The organism is Marinobacter sp. CH_CUG1437-1 (assembly GCF_037029655.1).
In the GTDB taxonomy this organism is placed as follows: Bacteria; Pseudomonadota; Gammaproteobacteria; order Pseudomonadales; family Oleiphilaceae; genus Marinobacter; species Marinobacter salsuginis.
This window is the reverse complement of the sequence record NZ_JAYMEW010000001.1, coordinates 18,772-35,920: the sequence shown is the minus strand read 5'-3', so window position 1 is coordinate 35,920 and position 17,149 is coordinate 18,772. Positions and strand designations below refer to the sequence as shown.

The window sequence follows — 17,149 nt, the reverse complement described above, 5'->3', positions numbered from 1 at the left end:
TTCAGGCGTTTTCAAACATCAACAGTACAGCAAGGATAGGCGGGAGCGCTTCATGGCATCGGATCAGTCCTGGAAGGATAAATACCTTCGGGAACTCGAGTCTGCAGAAAACCGGGAAAAGCAGTGGAAGGCCGAGCGTAATACTCTTGAGCGCATGTTGGTTCGAACCAGTCTGGCATCGGAAGGCCAAACGCCGGAATTGGACCGCCTGTTGGTGCGAATTCGCAAGGACCTGCGGAAGAACCGGGTGGATGTGGAAGCCTGGAAGGAATTGCAGGATCAGATTGACCGTCAGGTCGCCCTGCTCGATGAGCGTCAGACGGCCAACGACAGGAAGCCTTCCTTTTTCACCCGCAAGGCCCGGGAGCCAGAGCCACAGCAGCAGCAACAGACGGTCCCCGAATCTCAGCTCGAGAGCCCTGAACAGGCTGAGGCAGTGCCGGGCAATACCCGGGATATCGAGGACAATGCCCAGCGATTGCGCATTGCCCGCCGGGTAGGCCAGCTGTTGGGTCAGGTGCTGACCCAGGTCTCTCTGGAGCCCGCAGCCGAGTCACGGGCTCGCGCTCTGCAGCAGTCTCTGCTGGCCAGTAATGATTGGGATGAGCTGCGGGAAGGGCTGAACCAGGTGGCAGAGCTGGTGATAGCTGCCGTCACCCGGAGCAAACGCGAATTCGAGGCCTTTCTCAAACGACTGGACGAGCGCCTGGAGGTGCTTCGGGAGCATTTTGCTGTCCAGTCCTCGGCCCAGTCCGGTCGGCTGGATGCCTCCGAACATTTGGATCGCGAAATCCGTGAGGAAATCGAGCGGGTAGGTCAGCGGTTGCAGGAAAGTGATGATCTGCAGGATCTCAAACAGTCGGTCAGCCGTCACCTTGAATCCATCGGTCAGGCGGTCGGTCGCTTTCGAACCCAGGAGTCGGAGCGCGAGCGTGCTCTTTCCGAGCAGCTTGAGGCAATGCAAGAGAAAGTAGCCGCCATGGAAGCTCATTCCGAGCAGATGCAGGAGCAGGTCCGCAAGGAGCGATTGCGTGCCATGACCGATCTGCTTACCGAGTTGCCTAATCGTGAAGCCTGGCAGGAACGCCTCTCATTCGAGTACAACCGCTGGCAACGTTACAGTCATCCTTTGACCGTGGGTGTGCTGGATATTGATCTGTTCAAGCGGATCAACGATTCCTATGGCCACAAGGCGGGGGACCGGGTACTGCAACTGGTTGCAAGGGAGTTCAGAGAGCGCCTGCGCACCACTGACTTTGTGGCCCGTTTTGGCGGCGAGGAATTCGTGGTGCTGTTTCCAGAGACCGAGCCGGCAGACGCCAGCGTAGTCGTCGATAAATTGCGGGAGCATGTCCGCAAGCTGCCGTTCCACTTCCGGGGCGAGCCGGTGAGCGTGACCTTCTCGGCGGGTCTGGCAGGGTTTATTGCCGGCGACACCGAAGAGTCGGTGTTTGACCGCGCTGACCGCGCCCTCTATCAGGCCAAGGACGCGGGCCGCGATCAGGTCATGATCGGCGATAGCACCGCCGGTCAGTGACGCATCATCGCGTCCAGTTCGTCGATCACCTCTGCCCAGTCGCTGTCCTCCTCGAGGCCTTCTTCCAGGAAGTGGGACTGGCTTTCGGACCAGATGGGCGCGTCCTGGATGGCAACTTCGCTGGGCAGGGGCGAGTATTTTGCAACGAAATCCTCGATGCTTTTGGCGTCAGACGCCAAGCCAAGTTGTTCGAACAGGGTGCTGAGGGTGTGTTTGCTGGTATCCATGGACATTCGTCTCCCGATGACCGTTTGGCTGAATGAAATCAATGGCGTTTGCAGGTATTGTTCCCTGAAATGTAGCGGAACCCCTAAGGATATCCAGTGAAGGTTACCCTTGCCTTTGTACTATGCTGCCTGTTGGCGCTGTTTCAATCCCCGGTACGGGCGGAACCGCCACAAGCATCGCCGGCCCCTGTGCTCGGCAAGCAGGAGCTGAACTGGCTGGAAGACCAGGAGCGTTTTCGGATCGGCCTGCGGAGTGACCAGGTGCCGCTGGTTTTCGATACCGGTAACGGTGTCCTGGCCGGGACCTACATTGATTACCTCGCCCGCCTGTCGGATAAGCTTGGCGTCACCATGGAGCCGGTTGTCCTGGAATCAGGGCGGGAAACCGGCCCGGTTCAGAGTGAGCTGGCAACCGATGCGGTTCTGACCACCCGGATGCCCGGAATGCCGGTGGTCCCCGGCCAACGCTTTACCGACCCGTTGATGTCCCTCACTTACGGCCTGTTCGTCAGTGCTGGCGATGCTGCCATTCGTACCCTGGCCGATCTGGAAGGCAGCCGGATTGCCGTGATCGCCGGTGACCCGAACCAGTACCCCATGCTCGACCCGGTTGAAGAGTTCACGCCGGTTCCGGTTGGCAATGTCAGCGAAGCCGTTGGGCAGATTCTTTCCGGGCAGGCCGATGCTTTTCTCGCACCAGTGCCAGTGGTTTCGGATTACCTGCAGTCGGCCATGGTGAACGGTATTGGTCTGTCGGTTCTGCTCGACAACAGTACAGTAGATGTGGTGTTGCAGGTGGATACTGATCGCGACCGACTTTATCAGGTGCTGAACAGGGCCATTGCTGCGATCAGTCACCATGAACACCGCACCATCCGCCAGTCATGGCTTCAGGCCGACCAGCCGGCGATGGAGCGAAGCGGGCTCGAGCTCTCTGAATCGGACATCGACTGGCTCAAGCGCCATCCTGATCTGAAAGTCGCTTTCCGCTCGGACTGGCCCCCGTTCGAATATACCCAGGATGGCCGGCCTACCGGCCTGGTTCCGGACCTGCTGACACGGCTCGAAAGCGAGCTGAATGTCCGGTTTACCCGTGCAGTGGCGGGGAGCCGCATGGAGGCTGAAGAACAGCTCCGATCAGGTGAAGTGGATATACTCCCGGGATTGTCCCGAACACCGCGGACGGAAGACGCCTTTTTGTTCACCCGGGCCTACCTCACAGTGCCCATCGCTCTGGCCATCCGCGATGACGGACGCTTTATCGGGGACCTTCGCGAACTCCGTAGCGAACGGGTGGGTGTGGTGAACCGGCATGCAGCCCATGACTATCTGCTGATTAACCATCCAAACCTGGACCTGTATCCGATGGATAGTGTGGAGGAAGGTCTTCTGGCGCTGTCCAATGGCGATCTGGACGTCATGGTTACTCACATTCCGGCGGTCAGTTACACCGTTGCAAGGCTGGGGTTGTCGAATCTCAGAATCACGAGTATCACGCCCTACCAGTACGATTTGAGGCTGGCCGTGCGCAAGGACAGTCCGGAACTCCACCGGGTGCTGAACAAGGCGCTGGGCAGTCTCGAGGCCAGCGAAACAGAGTCCATCTACAATCGCTGGATCCACCTGGATATCGAGCAGGAAACGGATTACACCGTGGTTCGGCGGGTGGTGCTGATTGCCATTCTGGTGGTGCTGATTTTCCTGTATTGGAACCGGAAACTTTCACGGGAGGTGGATGAGCGTATCCGTTCCGAGAATGCTCTGCGCCGGAGCGAGGACGAACTGCGCGCCGCCAAACTGGAAGCCGAACGACTGGCCCGGGAAGCGGAGGCGGCCAGCCTGGCAAAGAGTGAGTTCCTGGCCAACATGTCCCACGAAATCCGCACGCCGATGAACGCGGTGATTGGCTACAGCGATCTGCTCAGCAACAGTGTTACCGACCCGCAGCAACGGAACTACCTGGATGCTATCCGGGCGGGAAGCCGAAGCCTGCTGATGCTGATCAACGACATTCTGGACCTGTCCCGGATCGAAGCAGGAAAGATGAGGCTCGACTATTCCGCGGTGTCGGTGCGTCGTCTCCTGGACGATGTTCGCCATATCTTCGATCTGCGGGCCCGCGAGCAGGGCATCACTCTGGAAGTGAGTGTCGACTCACGTATGCCCGCTGCCATGATGCTGGACGAGACCCGTCTTCGGCAGGTCCTGTTCAACCTGGTCGGCAATGCCATCAAGTTTACCCATGATGGTGGTGTGACGGTTCGAGCCACCGCGAAGCCGCTCAAAAAACGATCCGACAGCGTGGAACAGAGCACAGAGGCCCCGGAACGCCAGTTCTACAAACTGGTGGTCACGGTCAGCGATACCGGTATTGGCATTCCACCGGACCAGGTTGACCGGATCTTTGATGCCTTTGAGCAGCAGGAGGGGCAGAATACCCGGCGCTATGGTGGTACCGGTCTCGGATTGGCCATCAGCCGGAAACTGGCCCGGATGATGGGCGGGGAGCTGGAGGTGGAGAGTGAACCGGGCACAGGGTCGGTCTTTACGGTAACGCTGCCACGGGTAGAAGCGACGGTGGAGCAGGCGGAAGACGAGGGAGCGCCGAAGGAGTCCGAACGACTGCTGGCCCAGACCCTCAGCATGCAGGAACGGGGTTGGCTCAGGGAACAGCTGGCGGCTGACTTCGGTGATGAGTGGGAGTCCGTCAGGGAAAGTGGCGATCCGGAACAGATGAAAGACTTTGCCCGACGGGTGCTGGCCTGGGGCCAGCGGTTCCGCTCAAGGTCGGTGACACGATACGGGGAAAAGCTGCTGGCGGACGTTGAAGCGTTCAACCTGGATGCGGTCAACAGCGCCCTGGAAGCCTTCCCGAAACTGCTCGGTCGGGAAGAGTGAGCTACCGGGCGCCTCAGAGGCAGTCGAACTGCGAACGACGATCGAAAGCGACAGAGACCATGTCATAGCCGGAATCCGACAGCTGTCGGATCAGCTCGCGGTCCTTGAGCAGGGTCATACAGACCTTGTGTACACTGGCCTGAAGTTGTTCCGATTCCATCTCATTCGACGCCAGTCGGAAATCGACAATCAGGTACTTCCGGTCAACCGCGGCGCTGGCAGGGATATCCTGTCGTTCAACGCTCTCGTAACCGATATAAGTCGCCTGGGCTTCCGGGAACACCCGGCTCATGAGCACGTCGAGGTTTTCACCATGAGCGAGAGGTGCCGACAGCAACAGGGCTGCGACGACGAGGCGAAGCGAATGTTTTATAGTCATTGGAGGCCACTCCCTGGTGACAATCCGGTCAGTCTGTAACCAAGTGTAAAGTTTGGTTACTGTTGATTATTGCAGAGTCTGTCGCATTTTGCGTGATATGTGACATAAATTTTTCAATTGTTTGCACTCTCGATACAGTGATGGACGGGGTCTCGGGCTCCCTGTGCGCGACACGATCAACTATGATGTAAAAAAAGGACGTTAAGAGGAAAACGCATGTTTCAGCTTGTCTTTAAAGGGGAATGTGTTCCCGGAACGGATCTGGAAACCGCGCGCAATAACGCCCGCACGCTGTTCAAGGCCTCGCTTGAGCAGGTCGACCGTATGTTCAGTGGTCAGCCGGTGGTTATTCGTAACAAGCTGGAAGAGGTTCAGGCCGAAAAGTACCGTGCGGTTCTGAGGAAGCACGGCATGGTTGCTTACGTCCAGCCGATGGCTGACGCCCGCCCTGCCTCCAATACTGCACCCAAGCCTAGACCTGCGGCGCCGGCGGACCAGCCCAATCAGCAGCAGGAGTCTGTAGCTCCTCCGGCGGAAGCAAAGCGCGGTGGAGTCCCCGAAACCGAACCCGGTGATCGCCTGCCGGTGGCGGGCGAAAAGGTGGATACCATTCTCTCCGGCTCCGGCCTGAGCCTGGATCCGGTCGGAGTCACCCTGGCAGAGAGTACCGAAGTGGAACCTCCCATGTTCCAGCATCTGGACGAGTGGAGTCTGGCGCCGCCCGGCAGTGACCTGGGCGTAGACCGTGATCTGCCCCCGCCGGTGGTACCCGATGTGTCCCATCTCTCGCTGGCGGACGACGATTCCCCCGAGCGGAAATGAGCCAGCTGTGAATCGGCGCAACCGTTGGGCAACGATTGCGCCCTGGCTACTGACCGCGATCCTGCTTCTTCTGGCACCATTGGCGCCGGCTGAGGAACGGCCCCGGGTGGGGCTGGTGCTCAGCGGCGGTGGCGCCAAGGGGATGGCCCATGTGGGCGTGCTCAGGGTGCTGGAGGAAATGCGGATTCCCGTTGACCTTGTGGTAGGCACCAGTGCCGGTTCTGCGGTGGGCGCCCTTTATGCCAGTGGTATGCCGGTCAGTGACATCGAGCAGCGCTTTATCGAGATGGACTGGCTTTCCAGCTTTCGAGACGACCCTGGTCGAGTCTACAAACCGGTTCGGCGAAAGCAGGATGACTGGCGGTTTCCGGTGGTACCGGGAATTGGTGTTCGCGCCGATGGCCTGCATGTCGGTGGTGGGCTGATCGCCGGCCAGAACCTTGGGTTCATCCTCAACGAGTTGACGCGCAACGCTGCCCTGGTTGAGGATTTTGACCGGCTTCCCATTCCATTCCGGGCCGTTGCCACGGACCTGGAAACCGGCGAGCAGGTGGTTATCGGTGAGGGCAACCTGTCCGAGGCCATTCGGGCCAGCATGAGCATTCCAGGCGTTTATGCGCCAGTGGAGCGTAATGGCCAGCTGCTGGTGGACGGTGGCGTCGCCAATAACCTGCCAGTCAGCGTTGCACGGGAAATGGGCGCTGACGTCATCATCGCCATAGATATTACCGACAGCCTGATGCAGACCGACGAACTGCGGGGCGCCTTTTCCGTGGTCGGTCAGCTTACAACCATCATGACCCGACGAAACACCGATCAGCAGCTGGATTTGCTGGCTGAAGGTGATGTTCTGATACGACCGGACCTGGAAGGTTACACCTCTGCCGATTTCTACGATGCGCCGGTACTGTTTGAGCTGGGTGCCAGCACCGCCAGGGAGCATGGGGTCGAATTGCGGCCATTATCCGTCTCCCGCAAGGCGTGGGCAGCCTGGCGAGATAGCATAGCGGCGCAGGACGCCGGCGTAGAGATTATTTCACGCATCGACATCGAAGACAGTCGTCGGCTGGCCCGCGACTTTCTCAAAGAGCGAATCCGACAGAGAACCGGCGAGCCCCTGAATACCGCGCAGCTGGAGGCCGATCTCAAACGAATCTATGGCCTCGGCTACTACGAAATCGTGTCGTACTCCACGTCCTCGTCGCCCGACGGTACGGTTCTGACCATCCGTGTCCAGGAGAAGAGCTGGGGGCCAAACTATCTGTCTTTCGGACTTAACTATGAGGATAACTTTGACGGGGAAACCCGTTTCAATCTGGCCTCGTCCCTTCGCATGACCGAGTTGAACGAGCTGGGTGGGGAGTGGCAGACCGGTGTTCAGCTCGGCACCGAACCCTGGCTGCGCACCCAGTGGTATCAGCCCCTGGATTACGGCTATGAACGATTCCTGGTGCTCGGTGGCGAATATTCCCGGGATACCTTCAGCCAGTTCGACGCCTCGGGCACGCGAATAGCGGAGGTGGACGTGACCTTCCGAAAAGCGGATCTGGCTCTGGGTATGGAAATCGGCGGCAATGCCGAGATCCGGCTGATCTATGCCCGGGGCTATGCCACGGTGGATGAGCAGATCGGCCAGCCGGTGGCCCCTGAGGGGTCCGTGCATCAGGGTGGAATGGCCCTGCAACTGGTTCATGATTCGCTGGATGATTCCTTTTTCCCGCAGGCTGGTGGCTTCGCCGGCCTTCGGGGGCGTTTTGAGCGAGAGGGTCTGGGATCCGACCGGGAATTCGATTCGGTAACCGGTCTGGCGTTGGGTACCGAGAGTTGGAAGCGGCTGACGTTGACCGGGCTGGTGTATGCCCATGCGGTAACCAAGGGTACGCCAGGCATTGAAAACGCGGTTCGCCTGGGAGGTTTTCGCCGCTTGTCGGCGTACGCGCCCGGCGAAATTACCGGAGACAATGCCCTGATGGTCTCCGCCTATGCCAGCCAGACGTTTGGTGGGCCACTTCTGCCCTGGTTTGTGGGTGCCGGATTCGAGGCGGGCAATGCCTGGTCTTCGCTGGATGCTGCCAGCTGGGACAGCTCGGTTAAATCCTCCAGTGTGTTTGCCGGTGTGGATACCTTCCTAGGTCCGGTACAACTGGCCGCCGCCTACAACAACGAGGACAATTGGACGGCCTACCTCAATATCGGTTTCTCGTTCACCCAGCTGTTTTACTGAGGCCCATCACGCGGTCTTGTTGCCGGTCTTTTCGATGGCGGTGAGAACCTGCTGACACTGTTGCAGAGCGAAGCGGTGCAGTATTTCCGCCAGGCGGTCTTCATCCCGGTCCTTGATCGCGCTGATGGATTGCTCCATGTGCGACAGGTTGTCTTCAAGCACCTGGTTGCCTCCCTGTTGGAAGGCGACGAAGGCACAGCGCTTGGCCGACGGCCAGAGGTCATCAATGGCGGAGACAATAAAGTAGTTGTCGGCATAGGCCAGCGATGCCTTGGTGTATTCAATGCCCAGTTCCAGGAAGGCCATCAGATCGTTTTTATCGTAGCAGGCCTTCATCTGGTCATAGAGACTTTCCAGCCTGGCCATATCATCAGCCTGCCAGCTGCGAACCAGCTTGCGGCCAGTGTGGGTGAGATACAGTTCCAGGGTTTCGTAGAGGCTGCGAACGAAAAACTCGTCCAGGGGTGTCACGAACGCGCCCTTGCGCGGAACGTTCCGGACGAGGTGCCGCTTCTCCAGCAGCAACAGCCCTTCCCGGATGGATCCGTGGCTGACATCCATCTGCTTGGCCATGGCGCCCTCGTAGATCCGTTCTCCGGATCGGAGCTGGCCAAAGGCAATCAGGTTCTCAATGTGGCGGGCGACCTGTTCGGTCAGTGTTTCTCTGGGTTTGAAGGCATTCATGGTGATCTGTCGCTACTGCGTACTGGCTGAATCGTGTAGGCATAGTCGCACATCGGGTATTCCGGAGCCAGTGATCGGAAAGTCTAGAGCAACGGTGCCAGCAGGCGGACTGCACGGCAAGCCAGGCGGAAGAGTATGGAGCGGTCCTTGTAATCGCTTTCGGTCATCAGCCGGGAGCTTTCCAGATCCTGTTCCAGCATGGATTCGACGCTGCGAATGAAATGCGGTGCTGTGGTAATGGCGGTGATCTCGAAATTCAGTCGCATGGAGCGGTTATCCATATTGGCCGTTCCCACAGCCGCATAGCGATCATCCACCAGGATCACTTTCTGGTGCATGAAGCCCGGCTGGTAGCGATAGATGCCGATTCCGGTCTTGCAGGCCTGGACCAGGTAGGAGTAGGCGGCCAGACCGATCAGGCGGCTGTCTGATTTCTCCGGAATCAGGATCCTCACGTCTATGCCCCGAAGCGCCGCCAGTTGCAGCGCATTCATGATCTGGAAGTCCGGCACGAAGTAGGGCGAGGCGATCCAGAGCCGGGATCGGGCGTTGTTGATGCAGTTCAGGAAGAACAGGGTACAGGTTTCCCAGGTGTCGGCCGGGCCGGTTGGTAGCATCAGCACCTCGTCATTCCCGGGCTGATTGGCGACCGGCTCCCAGTCAAGGCTGGGAAAATCGTTGCTGGCCCAATTCCAGTCCTCCAACCACGCCAGCTGCAAGCCGGTAACGGCCGGACCTTCAATCCGGCAATGGGTGTCGCGCCAGGGCTCCTGATCCATGGCGGTGCCAAGGTACTCGTCTCCCAGGTTGATGCCGCCCACAAAGCCGACCTTACCGTCGCAGACCAGCAGCTTGCGGTGGTTCCGGAAATTGATCTGGAATCGTCGCCTGCGGATGTTACCGTCCCCGAACGAGGCAATCCGGGCGCCGGCGGCGGCGAGCTGCTTCAGGTAGTTCCTCGGTAGCCAGACGCTGCCAATATCGTCATACAGGAACCAGACCTCCACACCCTGGGCCAGTTTGCGTTCAAGAATCGATTTGATTCGACGGCCAACCCGGTCTGACCGCACGATGTAGAATTCCAGCAGGATGTAGTGCTCGGCGTCTTCCATGGCTTCGAACAGGGCGTTGAAGGTGGCTTCGCCGTCCCGCAACAGCGTGCATCGATTGCCGTCGGTAAACGGTTGGCGTCCCAGCCGGCAGAGCACCTGGAGTTCGTCTGTGAAACGGTCGCTGGTAGGGACCGGGATGGAGGTGGTCTGTTGCTCGAACCGGTTCAGCAGGTTGGTCAGTGACCGGTCTCCGAGACGACGAGCCTTCACGTAGCCACCGAAACGATTACGTCCGAACAGGACGAACATGGGGACCGCAACGTAAGGGACTGCGATCAGGCCAATGATCCAGGCGATGGCACCCTGGGTAGTGCGATAGGTCAGCAGAATGCGGTAGACGCAGGCGAATGCGCCCAGGTAAAGAATGCCAACGGCAATCGCAACCAGAGACAGGTCGTCCACTATCGCTCTCCTTTGCTGGTGTCCGGCTCCTGGTGTTCTGCCTCTGGGCTTGCCAGGTGTCTCGCACGGTACTCGGCCGGCGAGGTGCCGGTCCAGCGTTTGAACGCCCGGCTGAAGGCGCTGAGTTCAGAGAAACCGAGCAGGAAGGCAATCTCGCCGAGGGCATACTGATCCCCCGCCACATACCTGAGCGCCTTGTCTTGCCGGACCTGTTCCACCAGGCCCTGAAAGCTCAGACCCTCCTTTTTGAGTTTTCGGTACAGAGTCTGTCGGCTCATGTGGCACTGCCGGGCCAGCGTGTCGGCATCAATCTTTTCGGTTGCCATCTGCTTTGATATCAGCCGGTGAATCTTGCGGCCAAAGGAGCGACGGCTCTGCAGCCTGGCCAGCAGGGAATTGACCTGTTTCAGCACAGCTGAATAGACATACGGGTTACGGCGGGGAATCGGATGCCCCAGGTGCCGGCTGTTGAAGGCGAGTCTGGTGATGCCGCAGTCAAACCGGACTGGCCCGCCGAGAAGCTTTTCGTATTCGTGCGCGTACACGGGCGCCGGGTGGGCAATTTCCACCCATTCGGCCTGAATGCCCGGGTGGATGAAATGACGGGTGCGGGTGATAGACGCGGCGAGGGTGCGGTCCATATCCTGCCGGCAGTAATGTTCGGCCCTGTCTGGCTGCCAGCATAGGATGGCCTGGTCAGCGGTCTGCTCAAAGCTCAGGAATACCGACTCATTAATCAGCCGATGCAGGCGGACATATTGGGTAACAGCCTCACCCAGTGTGTCGCAGTTGAAGAATACATGCCCCACCAGTCCCATCCGTTCCGGATCCACAACCTTGCCGGCATGCAGTCCAACGCCAGGGTCGCCCGTAACATACTCTGCGTGCTCCCAGAGCCGGTAGTGGGCATCCGCGGGGACTCGACGGTCCGGGTCGGTAAGTTCCGACATCGTCAGCCCGGTCAGTTGTTCAACGTGTGGGGCATTGAACACGCCCTGTCGCTCAAGGTAATGAACCAGTGCCAGCGTGCTTGAGGCAGCGACCAGGGGAGTGCTGGTGGAATCCGGTTGGGCAGATGTCACGGTATACGGCCTGATAGTTAACGAGCTGTCATGAGGACTGATACAAAATGTCAAGTGTATGCAACCGCCTGTCAACGGTCACCCGTGGCTTGAACGATAACATCAGGGTATCAGGTTGAAGCAATGGAAAGGCAATCAGGAGGTGTTTTATGGAACAGGAAATCTTTGTACCCCATACCGAGCTTGAGCGGAAAAACGTCATCGAGCTTGCAGAGTACCTGAACAGCATCTTCTATTGCTGATTTCTCAGGCTTAACGTCTATGACCTTCATGCCGGGCTTTGCCCGGCTTTTTTTCGTCTTCGGAAAATGATCGTCAATACCGGTACTTGCTCGCAAGGCTGGCAGTGGTAATGTATCCGGTTTGAGAACGCAGACCAATCCGGAGACTGACTGCCCATGACTGTTGAGCTGAATCACCGTATTACCGGCGAAGGCCCGCCCCTGGTCCTGTTGCATGGGCTGTTCGGATCCCTCGACAATCTTGGTGGCATCGCCCGCCGTCTCGAAGATCAGTGGCAGATCCACGCGTTGGACGAGCGGAACCACGGCAGCTCACCGCACACCGACACCATGGATTATCCGGCCATGGCGGCAGATGTACTTGCCTATATGGATGCACAGGGGCTGGATAAGGTCAGTCTGCTGGGTCACTCCATGGGCGGCAAGGTGGCTATGCAGGTCGCCTTGCAGGCTCCTGAGCGTGTGGACAGGCTGATCGTGGCGGACATTGCCCCGGTTAACTACAAGCCACGGCATGATGCCATTCTGGAAGGGTTGACCAGCATGGATCTGACTGACGTACGTTCCCGACAGGATGCCGACAGACTGATGGCCGACTTCGTTGAAGAGCCGGGTGTGCGTCAGTTTCTCCTGAAGAACCTCGAGCGGATTCCCCGGGAAGCGCAGCAGGAGGGCGGGCCGATGTTCCGCTGGCGGCTGAACCTGCCGGTTATTGATGCGTGCTATGGGAATCTGGCCAGAGCGCCCGAGGGCGATGGCCCCTTCGAGGGCCCTGTGCTGTTTCTCAAGGGAGCCGACTCCGCCTACATCCAGGAAAAACACAGGGATGATATCCAGCGACTGTTTCCGCGGGCGCAGTTGCGTATTATCCAGGGTACCGGCCACTGGCTTCACGCAGAAAAGGCCGACTCGTTTGCTGCCCTGTGCCGCCGTTTCCTCAGTGCCGAAGACTGACAGCGCTCGTGTCAGGTATTTTCCTGCCCACCGGCCGGTCTGCTAAGGTAACTCAAACGCTGACACACGGAATTGATAGAACAACAGGCGGGCAGAGTGTATGAAATGGATGGTGGGGTTGCTGGTTGTTTTCCTGCTATTGGGCAGCTTCCTGCTGACACCTTCGCCTGTTGACAGTAAAGCGTGGAGTCCGCCCTCACCGCCGCCCCTCACCGGACCCATTGCGCCGAACGAGAGATTGAGGTTGGCGGACCTGCTGGCCCGCGGCCAGGTGTACGGTCCCGAGGATACGGCCGTCAGTGAGGATGGTGTGCTCTACACCGGCACCCAGGATGGTTATATCGTGCGGGTGTTCCCGGATGGTCGGGTTGAAAACTGGTTGTCCACCGATGGCCGGCCGTTGGGCATGGTGTTTGATAAGCAGGGTAACCTGATTGTGGCGGATTCCTGGCGGGGGCTGCTTTCGATCACTCCTGAAGGAGAGATTACCGTATTGGCCCGGGAAGCAGAGGGTACGCTGTTCCGGTTTACCGATGATGTCGATATTGCCGATGACGGACGAATTTACTTCACCGACGCCAGCTCGAAATTCCGTCAGCCGGAATACCTGCTGGATCTGCTGGAAATGCGCCCCCACGGCCGTTTGCTGCGCTACTCCCCGAAAACCGGCAAGGCCGAAGTCCTCCTGGCCAACCTGCATTTTGCCAATGGCGTTGCGGTGTCTCCTGCAGGTGACTACGTGCTGGTTAACGAAACCTGGAAATATCGCATCCTGAGGTACTGGATTCACGGACCCAAAGCCGGGCAGGCAGAGGTGTTTGCCGACAATCTGCCCGGTTTTCCCGATAACCTGGCGGTGGATGAGAAGGGCCGCTACTGGGTCGCATTTCCTACCCTGCGCAATCATAAAGTGGATGCCATGCACCCACGGCCCTGGCTCAAGGATCTGGTGGCAAAGCTGCCTGACAGCCTGAAGCCCACCCCGCAGGAATATGGTCTGGTGATCGCCTTCGACCGGGACGGCAAGGTTATTACCAGCCTCCATGACACCCGGGGAACCCATTTGCAGGAGATTACTTCGGTGAACCCCCACGATGGCAACCTGTACTTTGGTTCACTTCACAATGATCGTATTGGCCGGCTACCGTTGCAGGCCATTCCCGGTCTCGGAGAAAGCAACTGATGCAGCAGCACGACATTGCCTGGGATCTGCCCGCGCCTTTCACCATTGATATTACGGTGCGCGCTGAGGATACCGACAGGCTCGGACATGCCAATAACGTTGTCTATGTGCGCTGGCTTGAAGACGTCAGTTGGGCCCACATAGAGAGTCTGGGAATGACCTGGGCCCTGCATGAGAAAACCGGCAAGGCGATGGCCATCACCCGCACGGAGATCGATTACCTGGCCTCGGCCAATACCGGGGACCAACTGGTGTTGGGAACCTGGCTGACCGACTACGACGGTCGTTTCCGGTCTGCCCGGCAGTTCCAGCTGGTGCGTCCGTCGGATGGCAAAACCCTGGTCAGGGCGGTGTCCACTCACGCCTGTGTTGATATGAAAAGCCAGCGGCCCGCCCGCGCGCCGAAAGAATTTGCCGAGATCCTCGGCTCTGCTGTTGTGGCCGGAGGCAAGGGGCTCTAGGTCCCCCGAGCACTTTTGTGCTTTACTTCAGCTAGTCTTGTTCAAAGCCAATCCCGTTTAACCTGTTGTCCGGAGATCCCCATGGAAAATACTGCTGATCAGAATGCTGAAGCCACAATGCGCCATGTGATCTACGATCGATTTGGGGAGCGTGATGTCCTGCAGGTGGTAGAGGCTGACGTACCCGTTCCCGGAGACGAACAGGTGCTGGTCCGGGTGCACGGAGCCGGTCTCAATCCCATTGACTGGAAAACCCGGAAGGGGTTGGGGTTTGCGGCCAGGCAGATCGAGAATTCGTTGCCCTGGACACCAGGATACGACGTGGCCGGTGAGGTTGTCGGGGTTGGTGCCAACGTGACCACCCTTGCGCCCGGCGATCGGGTCATGGGGATGGTGGGATTTCCGGCCGGCGGTGGCGGTTATGCGCAGTACGCCCTGGCGGCGGCTGATGAGTTGGCTATCGTGCCGGAAGAGTTGGACCTGGTGTCTGCCGGTGCCTTGCCCCTCGCGGCGCTGACGGCTTGGCAGGCGCTGTTTGAAATGGCGAAACTGGAGTCTGGCCAAAAGATTCTGATCCACGCCGGCGCCGGTGGCGTTGGGCATTTTGCGGTTCAGTTTGCACTGGAGCGCGGTGCCCATGTCATCGCCACCGCTTCGGCCGGCAACCGGGATTTCCTGGCGGAACTCGGGGTGCACGAAGTGATTGACTACCGCACCACGGATATCGGCGAGGAATGCTATGGCCTGGACGTGGTGCTGGATCTGGTGGGCGGCGATACGGGTAAGCGCTCACTACACACCCTGGGTGAGCACGGAGTCCTTGTTACCATCCCCACCGTTACCGCCGATGACATCATCAGTGCGGCGGAGGAAATGGGATTACGCGCTCACGGAATGACGGTGCGTCCCGACATTTTTCACCTGGATGAGATTGCCGAGCTGATCGAGGACGGTGACGTCAAGGTGCACATCGAGAAGGCCTTTTCGCTTGAGGATGTTGCGCAGGCCCACGAACTGCTTGAAGGTGGGCACGTGCGCGGCAAACTGGTGCTAGATTGTCGATGAAGGATTTTCCCCGGCCGGTGCATCCTCGCCGGCTGATGGCTGTTCGGCTTCTTTCTCCTTGCGTTCCTTCCTGGCCTGGGGTGGTACCAGGCTGATCAGGATCCAGTCGTTTTCCGGCTTCAGGTCTTTCATGCTGCAAACCGGAGCGACGTGCTCCTTGCTGTCGAAGGTGAACAGTACCAGGGCCTGGTTCTGGTACTTGTTCAGGAACTCCTCGTAACCAAACTCTTCACTCAGTTGCGTGGTCTTCACCGTGAAGCCCTGACTCACCAGACTGGCCAGCTTGGCGTAGCTGACGCCGTCAAACAGGCCTCGGGTCATCTGGATCTTTTCAGCCGTCTGGTGGCGCGCCTTCTGATCCTGATCACCCTCTGCCAGACTGAACACACACTTGTTTCCGAACCAGTCCAGGAAGTGGTAGGTGGCCAGGGAATTCATGTGCTTGTAGGGGGAGATGACCAGCAGCTTGCCGATGCCTGTCAGGTCCAGATGAGTTGATGCATGCTCAGACACGGGGTTGCCGAAGTAAACCTGCAGGTTTTCCATGCGGGCCTGGCGTACGTTCTCCCAGTTGGTATCGGCCAGGGTCACCGGCACCTCATACTTTTTCAGGGCCGTGCCAATCATCCGGGCCACCGGGTTTGCACCCAGAATCAGGAAGCCGTATTCCGCCGGTTCCGCGACTCTCAGCAGGCGGGCTATCGGCCGGGCTGTCAGGCTTTGCAGGGTGACGGTGGCGATGATCAGCATGAAGACCAGGGGTACCAGAGCACCGGCGCTTTCATAGCCAAGCTTTTGCAACTGGAATGCGAACAGCGCCGACACCGCCGCGGCAACAATGCCCCGGGGGGCAATCCAGCTAAGGAAGAGCTTTTCGCGCCAGTTCAGGCTTGTACCGATGGCAGACAGGAAAATGCTCAGCGGACGGGCTACCAGCATCAGCAGGGCCAGCACGGCCACCAGGCCCCAGCCCAGCTCGGCAATGGCGGCAAACTCAACCCGTGCTGCCAGGATGATGAACAGGGCGGATATCAGCAGAACGCTCAGGGATTCCTTGAACTCCAGAATGCTCTCGATGGGCACCTGCTTCATGTTTGCCATCCAGATGCCCATTACAGTGACCGTCAACAGGCCTGACTCATGGGCCAATTCGTTGGAGATGGCGTAAACGCCGAGCATAAAGGTGAGGGTGCCGGCGTTATGCAGATACTGGGGAATCCAGTGCTTGCGCAACACGATGCCATTGAGATACCCGGCAATAGCACCAATCAGGAAACCCACCGCCAGGGTCTTGCCGAAGATATAGAGCGAGTGGCCAAACACGTTGCCCTGTCCCCAGGAGACAATCCCTTCGAACACCAGAACCGCCAGCAGAGCCCCGACGGGGTCAATGATGATCCCTTCCCAGCGAAGGATGTTGGCCAGTTTCGAATCCGGCCGAACCGAGCGCAGCAGCGGTGCGATTACGGTGGGCCCGGTAACGATGGAAATGGCGCCAAATAGCAGGGCAACAGCCCAGGAAACGTCCAGAAGCCAGCGTGCAGCCAGGGTGCCGATGATGCAGGTGACAATCGAGCCCACAGGAATCAGGTTGCGGACCATCTTGCCGTGGCCGCGTATTTCTTCGTAACGCAGGGTCAGGCTGCCCTCGAACAGGATGATGGCAACCGCCAGGGAAATAACCGGGAACAGCAGGTCGCCAAAAACCACTTCCGGGGCCAAAAAGCCCAGGACAGGCCCGGCGGCAATGCCACCTGCCAGCAGGAACAGGATCGCCGGCATGCGGACGCGCCAGGCAAGCCACTGGCAGAAAAGTGAGAGAACGCCAATGCTGGCAAGAAGCAGGACAGTACTGACTGGCATATTGGTTTCAGTTC

14 protein-coding genes are annotated in these 17,149 nt (G+C 58.9%); 8 read left to right on the top strand and 6 right to left on the bottom strand.

The window, feature by feature from the left end:
* The first annotated feature begins 52 nt into the window (after window positions 1-52).
* Complete coding sequence (locus WA411_RS00150; protein ID WP_291905737.1) at window positions 53-1,537, top strand: GGDEF domain-containing protein; 1,485 nt, start codon at window positions 53-55, stop codon at window positions 1,535-1,537.
* Here the strand turns inward: WA411_RS00150 and WA411_RS00145 are convergent.
* A complete protein-coding gene (locus tag WA411_RS00145; RefSeq protein WP_069184830.1) occupies window positions 1,531-1,764 on the bottom strand; it encodes a DUF2789 domain-containing protein in 234 nt (77 codons plus the stop codon). The genes WA411_RS00150 and WA411_RS00145 overlap by 7 nt on opposite strands.
* Before the next feature lie 96 nt (window positions 1,765-1,860).
* Between WA411_RS00145 and WA411_RS00140 the strand changes: the two genes are divergently transcribed.
* A complete protein-coding gene (locus WA411_RS00140) occupies window positions 1,861-4,662 on the top strand; it encodes an ATP-binding protein (protein WP_222466038.1) in 2,802 nt (933 codons plus the stop codon).
* A 13-nt stretch (window positions 4,663-4,675) separates the two neighbouring features.
* Here the strand turns inward: WA411_RS00140 and WA411_RS00135 are convergent, their stop codons facing one another.
* Window positions 4,676-5,041, bottom strand: coding sequence for a hypothetical protein (locus WA411_RS00135; RefSeq protein ID WP_136630840.1), 366 nt, complete (start codon window positions 5,039-5,041; stop codon window positions 4,676-4,678).
* Between the two features lie 216 nt (window positions 5,042-5,257).
* On the opposite strand from WA411_RS00135, the gene WA411_RS00130 reads away from it, so the two are divergent.
* Both WA411_RS00130 and WA411_RS00125 read left to right on the top strand, forming a co-directional pair.
* Entirely contained in the window at window positions 5,258-5,863 is a 606-nt protein-coding gene (locus tag WA411_RS00130; RefSeq protein WP_291905741.1) for a hypothetical protein, read from the top strand.
* A gap of 142 nt (window positions 5,864-6,005) precedes the next feature.
* Window positions 6,006-8,087 carry a patatin-like phospholipase family protein gene (locus tag WA411_RS00125; protein WP_418766801.1) on the top strand — a complete coding sequence of 694 codons (2,082 nt, stop codon included), beginning with the start codon at window positions 6,006-6,008 and terminating at the stop codon, window positions 8,085-8,087.
* A 6-nt stretch (window positions 8,088-8,093) separates the two neighbouring features.
* Here WA411_RS00125 and WA411_RS00120 read toward each other — a convergent pair whose 3' ends face one another.
* The 3 genes from WA411_RS00120 to WA411_RS00110 all read right to left on the bottom strand — a co-directional run bounded on the left by WA411_RS00120 (window position 8,094) and on the right by WA411_RS00110 (window position 11,367).
* Window positions 8,094-8,771 (bottom strand): GntR family transcriptional regulator, encoded by a 678-nt coding sequence (locus tag WA411_RS00120; RefSeq protein WP_136630838.1) that lies wholly within the window; start codon window positions 8,769-8,771, stop codon window positions 8,094-8,096.
* 83 nt (window positions 8,772-8,854) lie between these two features.
* Window positions 8,855-10,285 carry a cardiolipin synthase gene (cls, locus tag WA411_RS00115; protein WP_291905746.1) on the bottom strand — a complete coding sequence of 477 codons (1,431 nt, stop codon included), beginning with the start codon at window positions 10,283-10,285 and terminating at the stop codon, window positions 8,855-8,857.
* Window positions 10,285-11,367, bottom strand: coding sequence for an AraC family transcriptional regulator (locus WA411_RS00110; RefSeq protein WP_291905748.1), 1,083 nt, complete (start codon window positions 11,365-11,367; stop codon window positions 10,285-10,287). The genes cls and WA411_RS00110 overlap by 1 nt, the downstream gene beginning before the upstream one ends.
* Before the next feature lie 398 nt (window positions 11,368-11,765).
* On the opposite strand from WA411_RS00110, the gene WA411_RS00105 reads away from it, so the two are divergent.
* From WA411_RS00105 to WA411_RS00090, 4 genes are all read left to right on the top strand, one after another.
* Window positions 11,766-12,563 (top strand): alpha/beta fold hydrolase, encoded by a 798-nt coding sequence (locus WA411_RS00105; RefSeq protein ID WP_291905750.1) that lies wholly within the window; start codon window positions 11,766-11,768, stop codon window positions 12,561-12,563.
* Window positions 12,564-12,663: 100 nt separating this feature from the next.
* Window positions 12,664-13,746, top strand: a complete 1,083-nt coding sequence (locus WA411_RS00100) for an SMP-30/gluconolactonase/LRE family protein (protein ID WP_069184745.1) — start codon at window positions 12,664-12,666, stop codon at window positions 13,744-13,746.
* Window positions 13,746-14,207 carry an acyl-CoA thioesterase gene (locus WA411_RS00095; protein WP_069184746.1) on the top strand — a complete coding sequence of 154 codons (462 nt, stop codon included), beginning with the start codon at window positions 13,746-13,748 and terminating at the stop codon, window positions 14,205-14,207. Before WA411_RS00100 ends, WA411_RS00095 begins: the two co-directional genes overlap by 1 nt.
* 81 nt (window positions 14,208-14,288) lie before the next feature.
* Complete coding sequence (locus WA411_RS00090) at window positions 14,289-15,272, top strand: NADP-dependent oxidoreductase (RefSeq protein ID WP_069184747.1); 984 nt, start codon at window positions 14,289-14,291, stop codon at window positions 15,270-15,272.
* On the opposite strand, the gene WA411_RS00085 is transcribed toward WA411_RS00090, so the two are convergent.
* Window positions 15,258-17,135, bottom strand: coding sequence for a cation:proton antiporter (locus WA411_RS00085; protein WP_069184748.1), 1,878 nt, complete (start codon window positions 17,133-17,135; stop codon window positions 15,258-15,260). The two genes, WA411_RS00090 and WA411_RS00085, sit on opposite strands and share 15 nt — an antisense overlap.
* Window positions 17,136-17,149 lie beyond the last annotated feature (14 nt).

What these genes read in the sequence shown, in the direction of transcription:
- WA411_RS00150 (WP_291905737.1), top strand. Translation starts at nt 53, where the DNA reads ATGGCATCGGATCAGTCCTGGAAGGATAAATACCTTCGGGAACTCGAG.
- WA411_RS00145 (WP_069184830.1), bottom strand. Translation starts at nt 1,764, where the DNA reads ATGGATACCAGCAAACACACCCTCAGCACCCTGTTCGAACAACTTGGC.
- WA411_RS00135 (WP_136630840.1), bottom strand. Translation starts at nt 5,041, where the DNA reads ATGACTATAAAACATTCGCTTCGCCTCGTCGTCGCAGCCCTGTTGCTG.
- WA411_RS00130 (WP_291905741.1), top strand. Translation starts at nt 5,258, where the DNA reads ATGTTTCAGCTTGTCTTTAAAGGGGAATGTGTTCCCGGAACGGATCTG.
- WA411_RS00125 (WP_418766801.1), top strand. Translation starts at nt 6,006, where the DNA reads ATGGCCCATGTGGGCGTGCTCAGGGTGCTGGAGGAAATGCGGATTCCC.
- WA411_RS00120 (WP_136630838.1), bottom strand. Translation starts at nt 8,771, where the DNA reads ATGAATGCCTTCAAACCCAGAGAAACACTGACCGAACAGGTCGCCCGC.
- WA411_RS00105 (WP_291905750.1), top strand. Translation starts at nt 11,766, where the DNA reads ATGACTGTTGAGCTGAATCACCGTATTACCGGCGAAGGCCCGCCCCTG.
- WA411_RS00100 (WP_069184745.1), top strand. Translation starts at nt 12,664, where the DNA reads ATGAAATGGATGGTGGGGTTGCTGGTTGTTTTCCTGCTATTGGGCAGC.
- WA411_RS00095 (WP_069184746.1), top strand. Translation starts at nt 13,746, where the DNA reads ATGCAGCAGCACGACATTGCCTGGGATCTGCCCGCGCCTTTCACCATT.
- WA411_RS00090 (WP_069184747.1), top strand. Translation starts at nt 14,289, where the DNA reads ATGGAAAATACTGCTGATCAGAATGCTGAAGCCACAATGCGCCATGTG.
- WA411_RS00085 (WP_069184748.1), bottom strand. Translation starts at nt 17,135, where the DNA reads ATGCCAGTCAGTACTGTCCTGCTTCTTGCCAGCATTGGCGTTCTCTCA.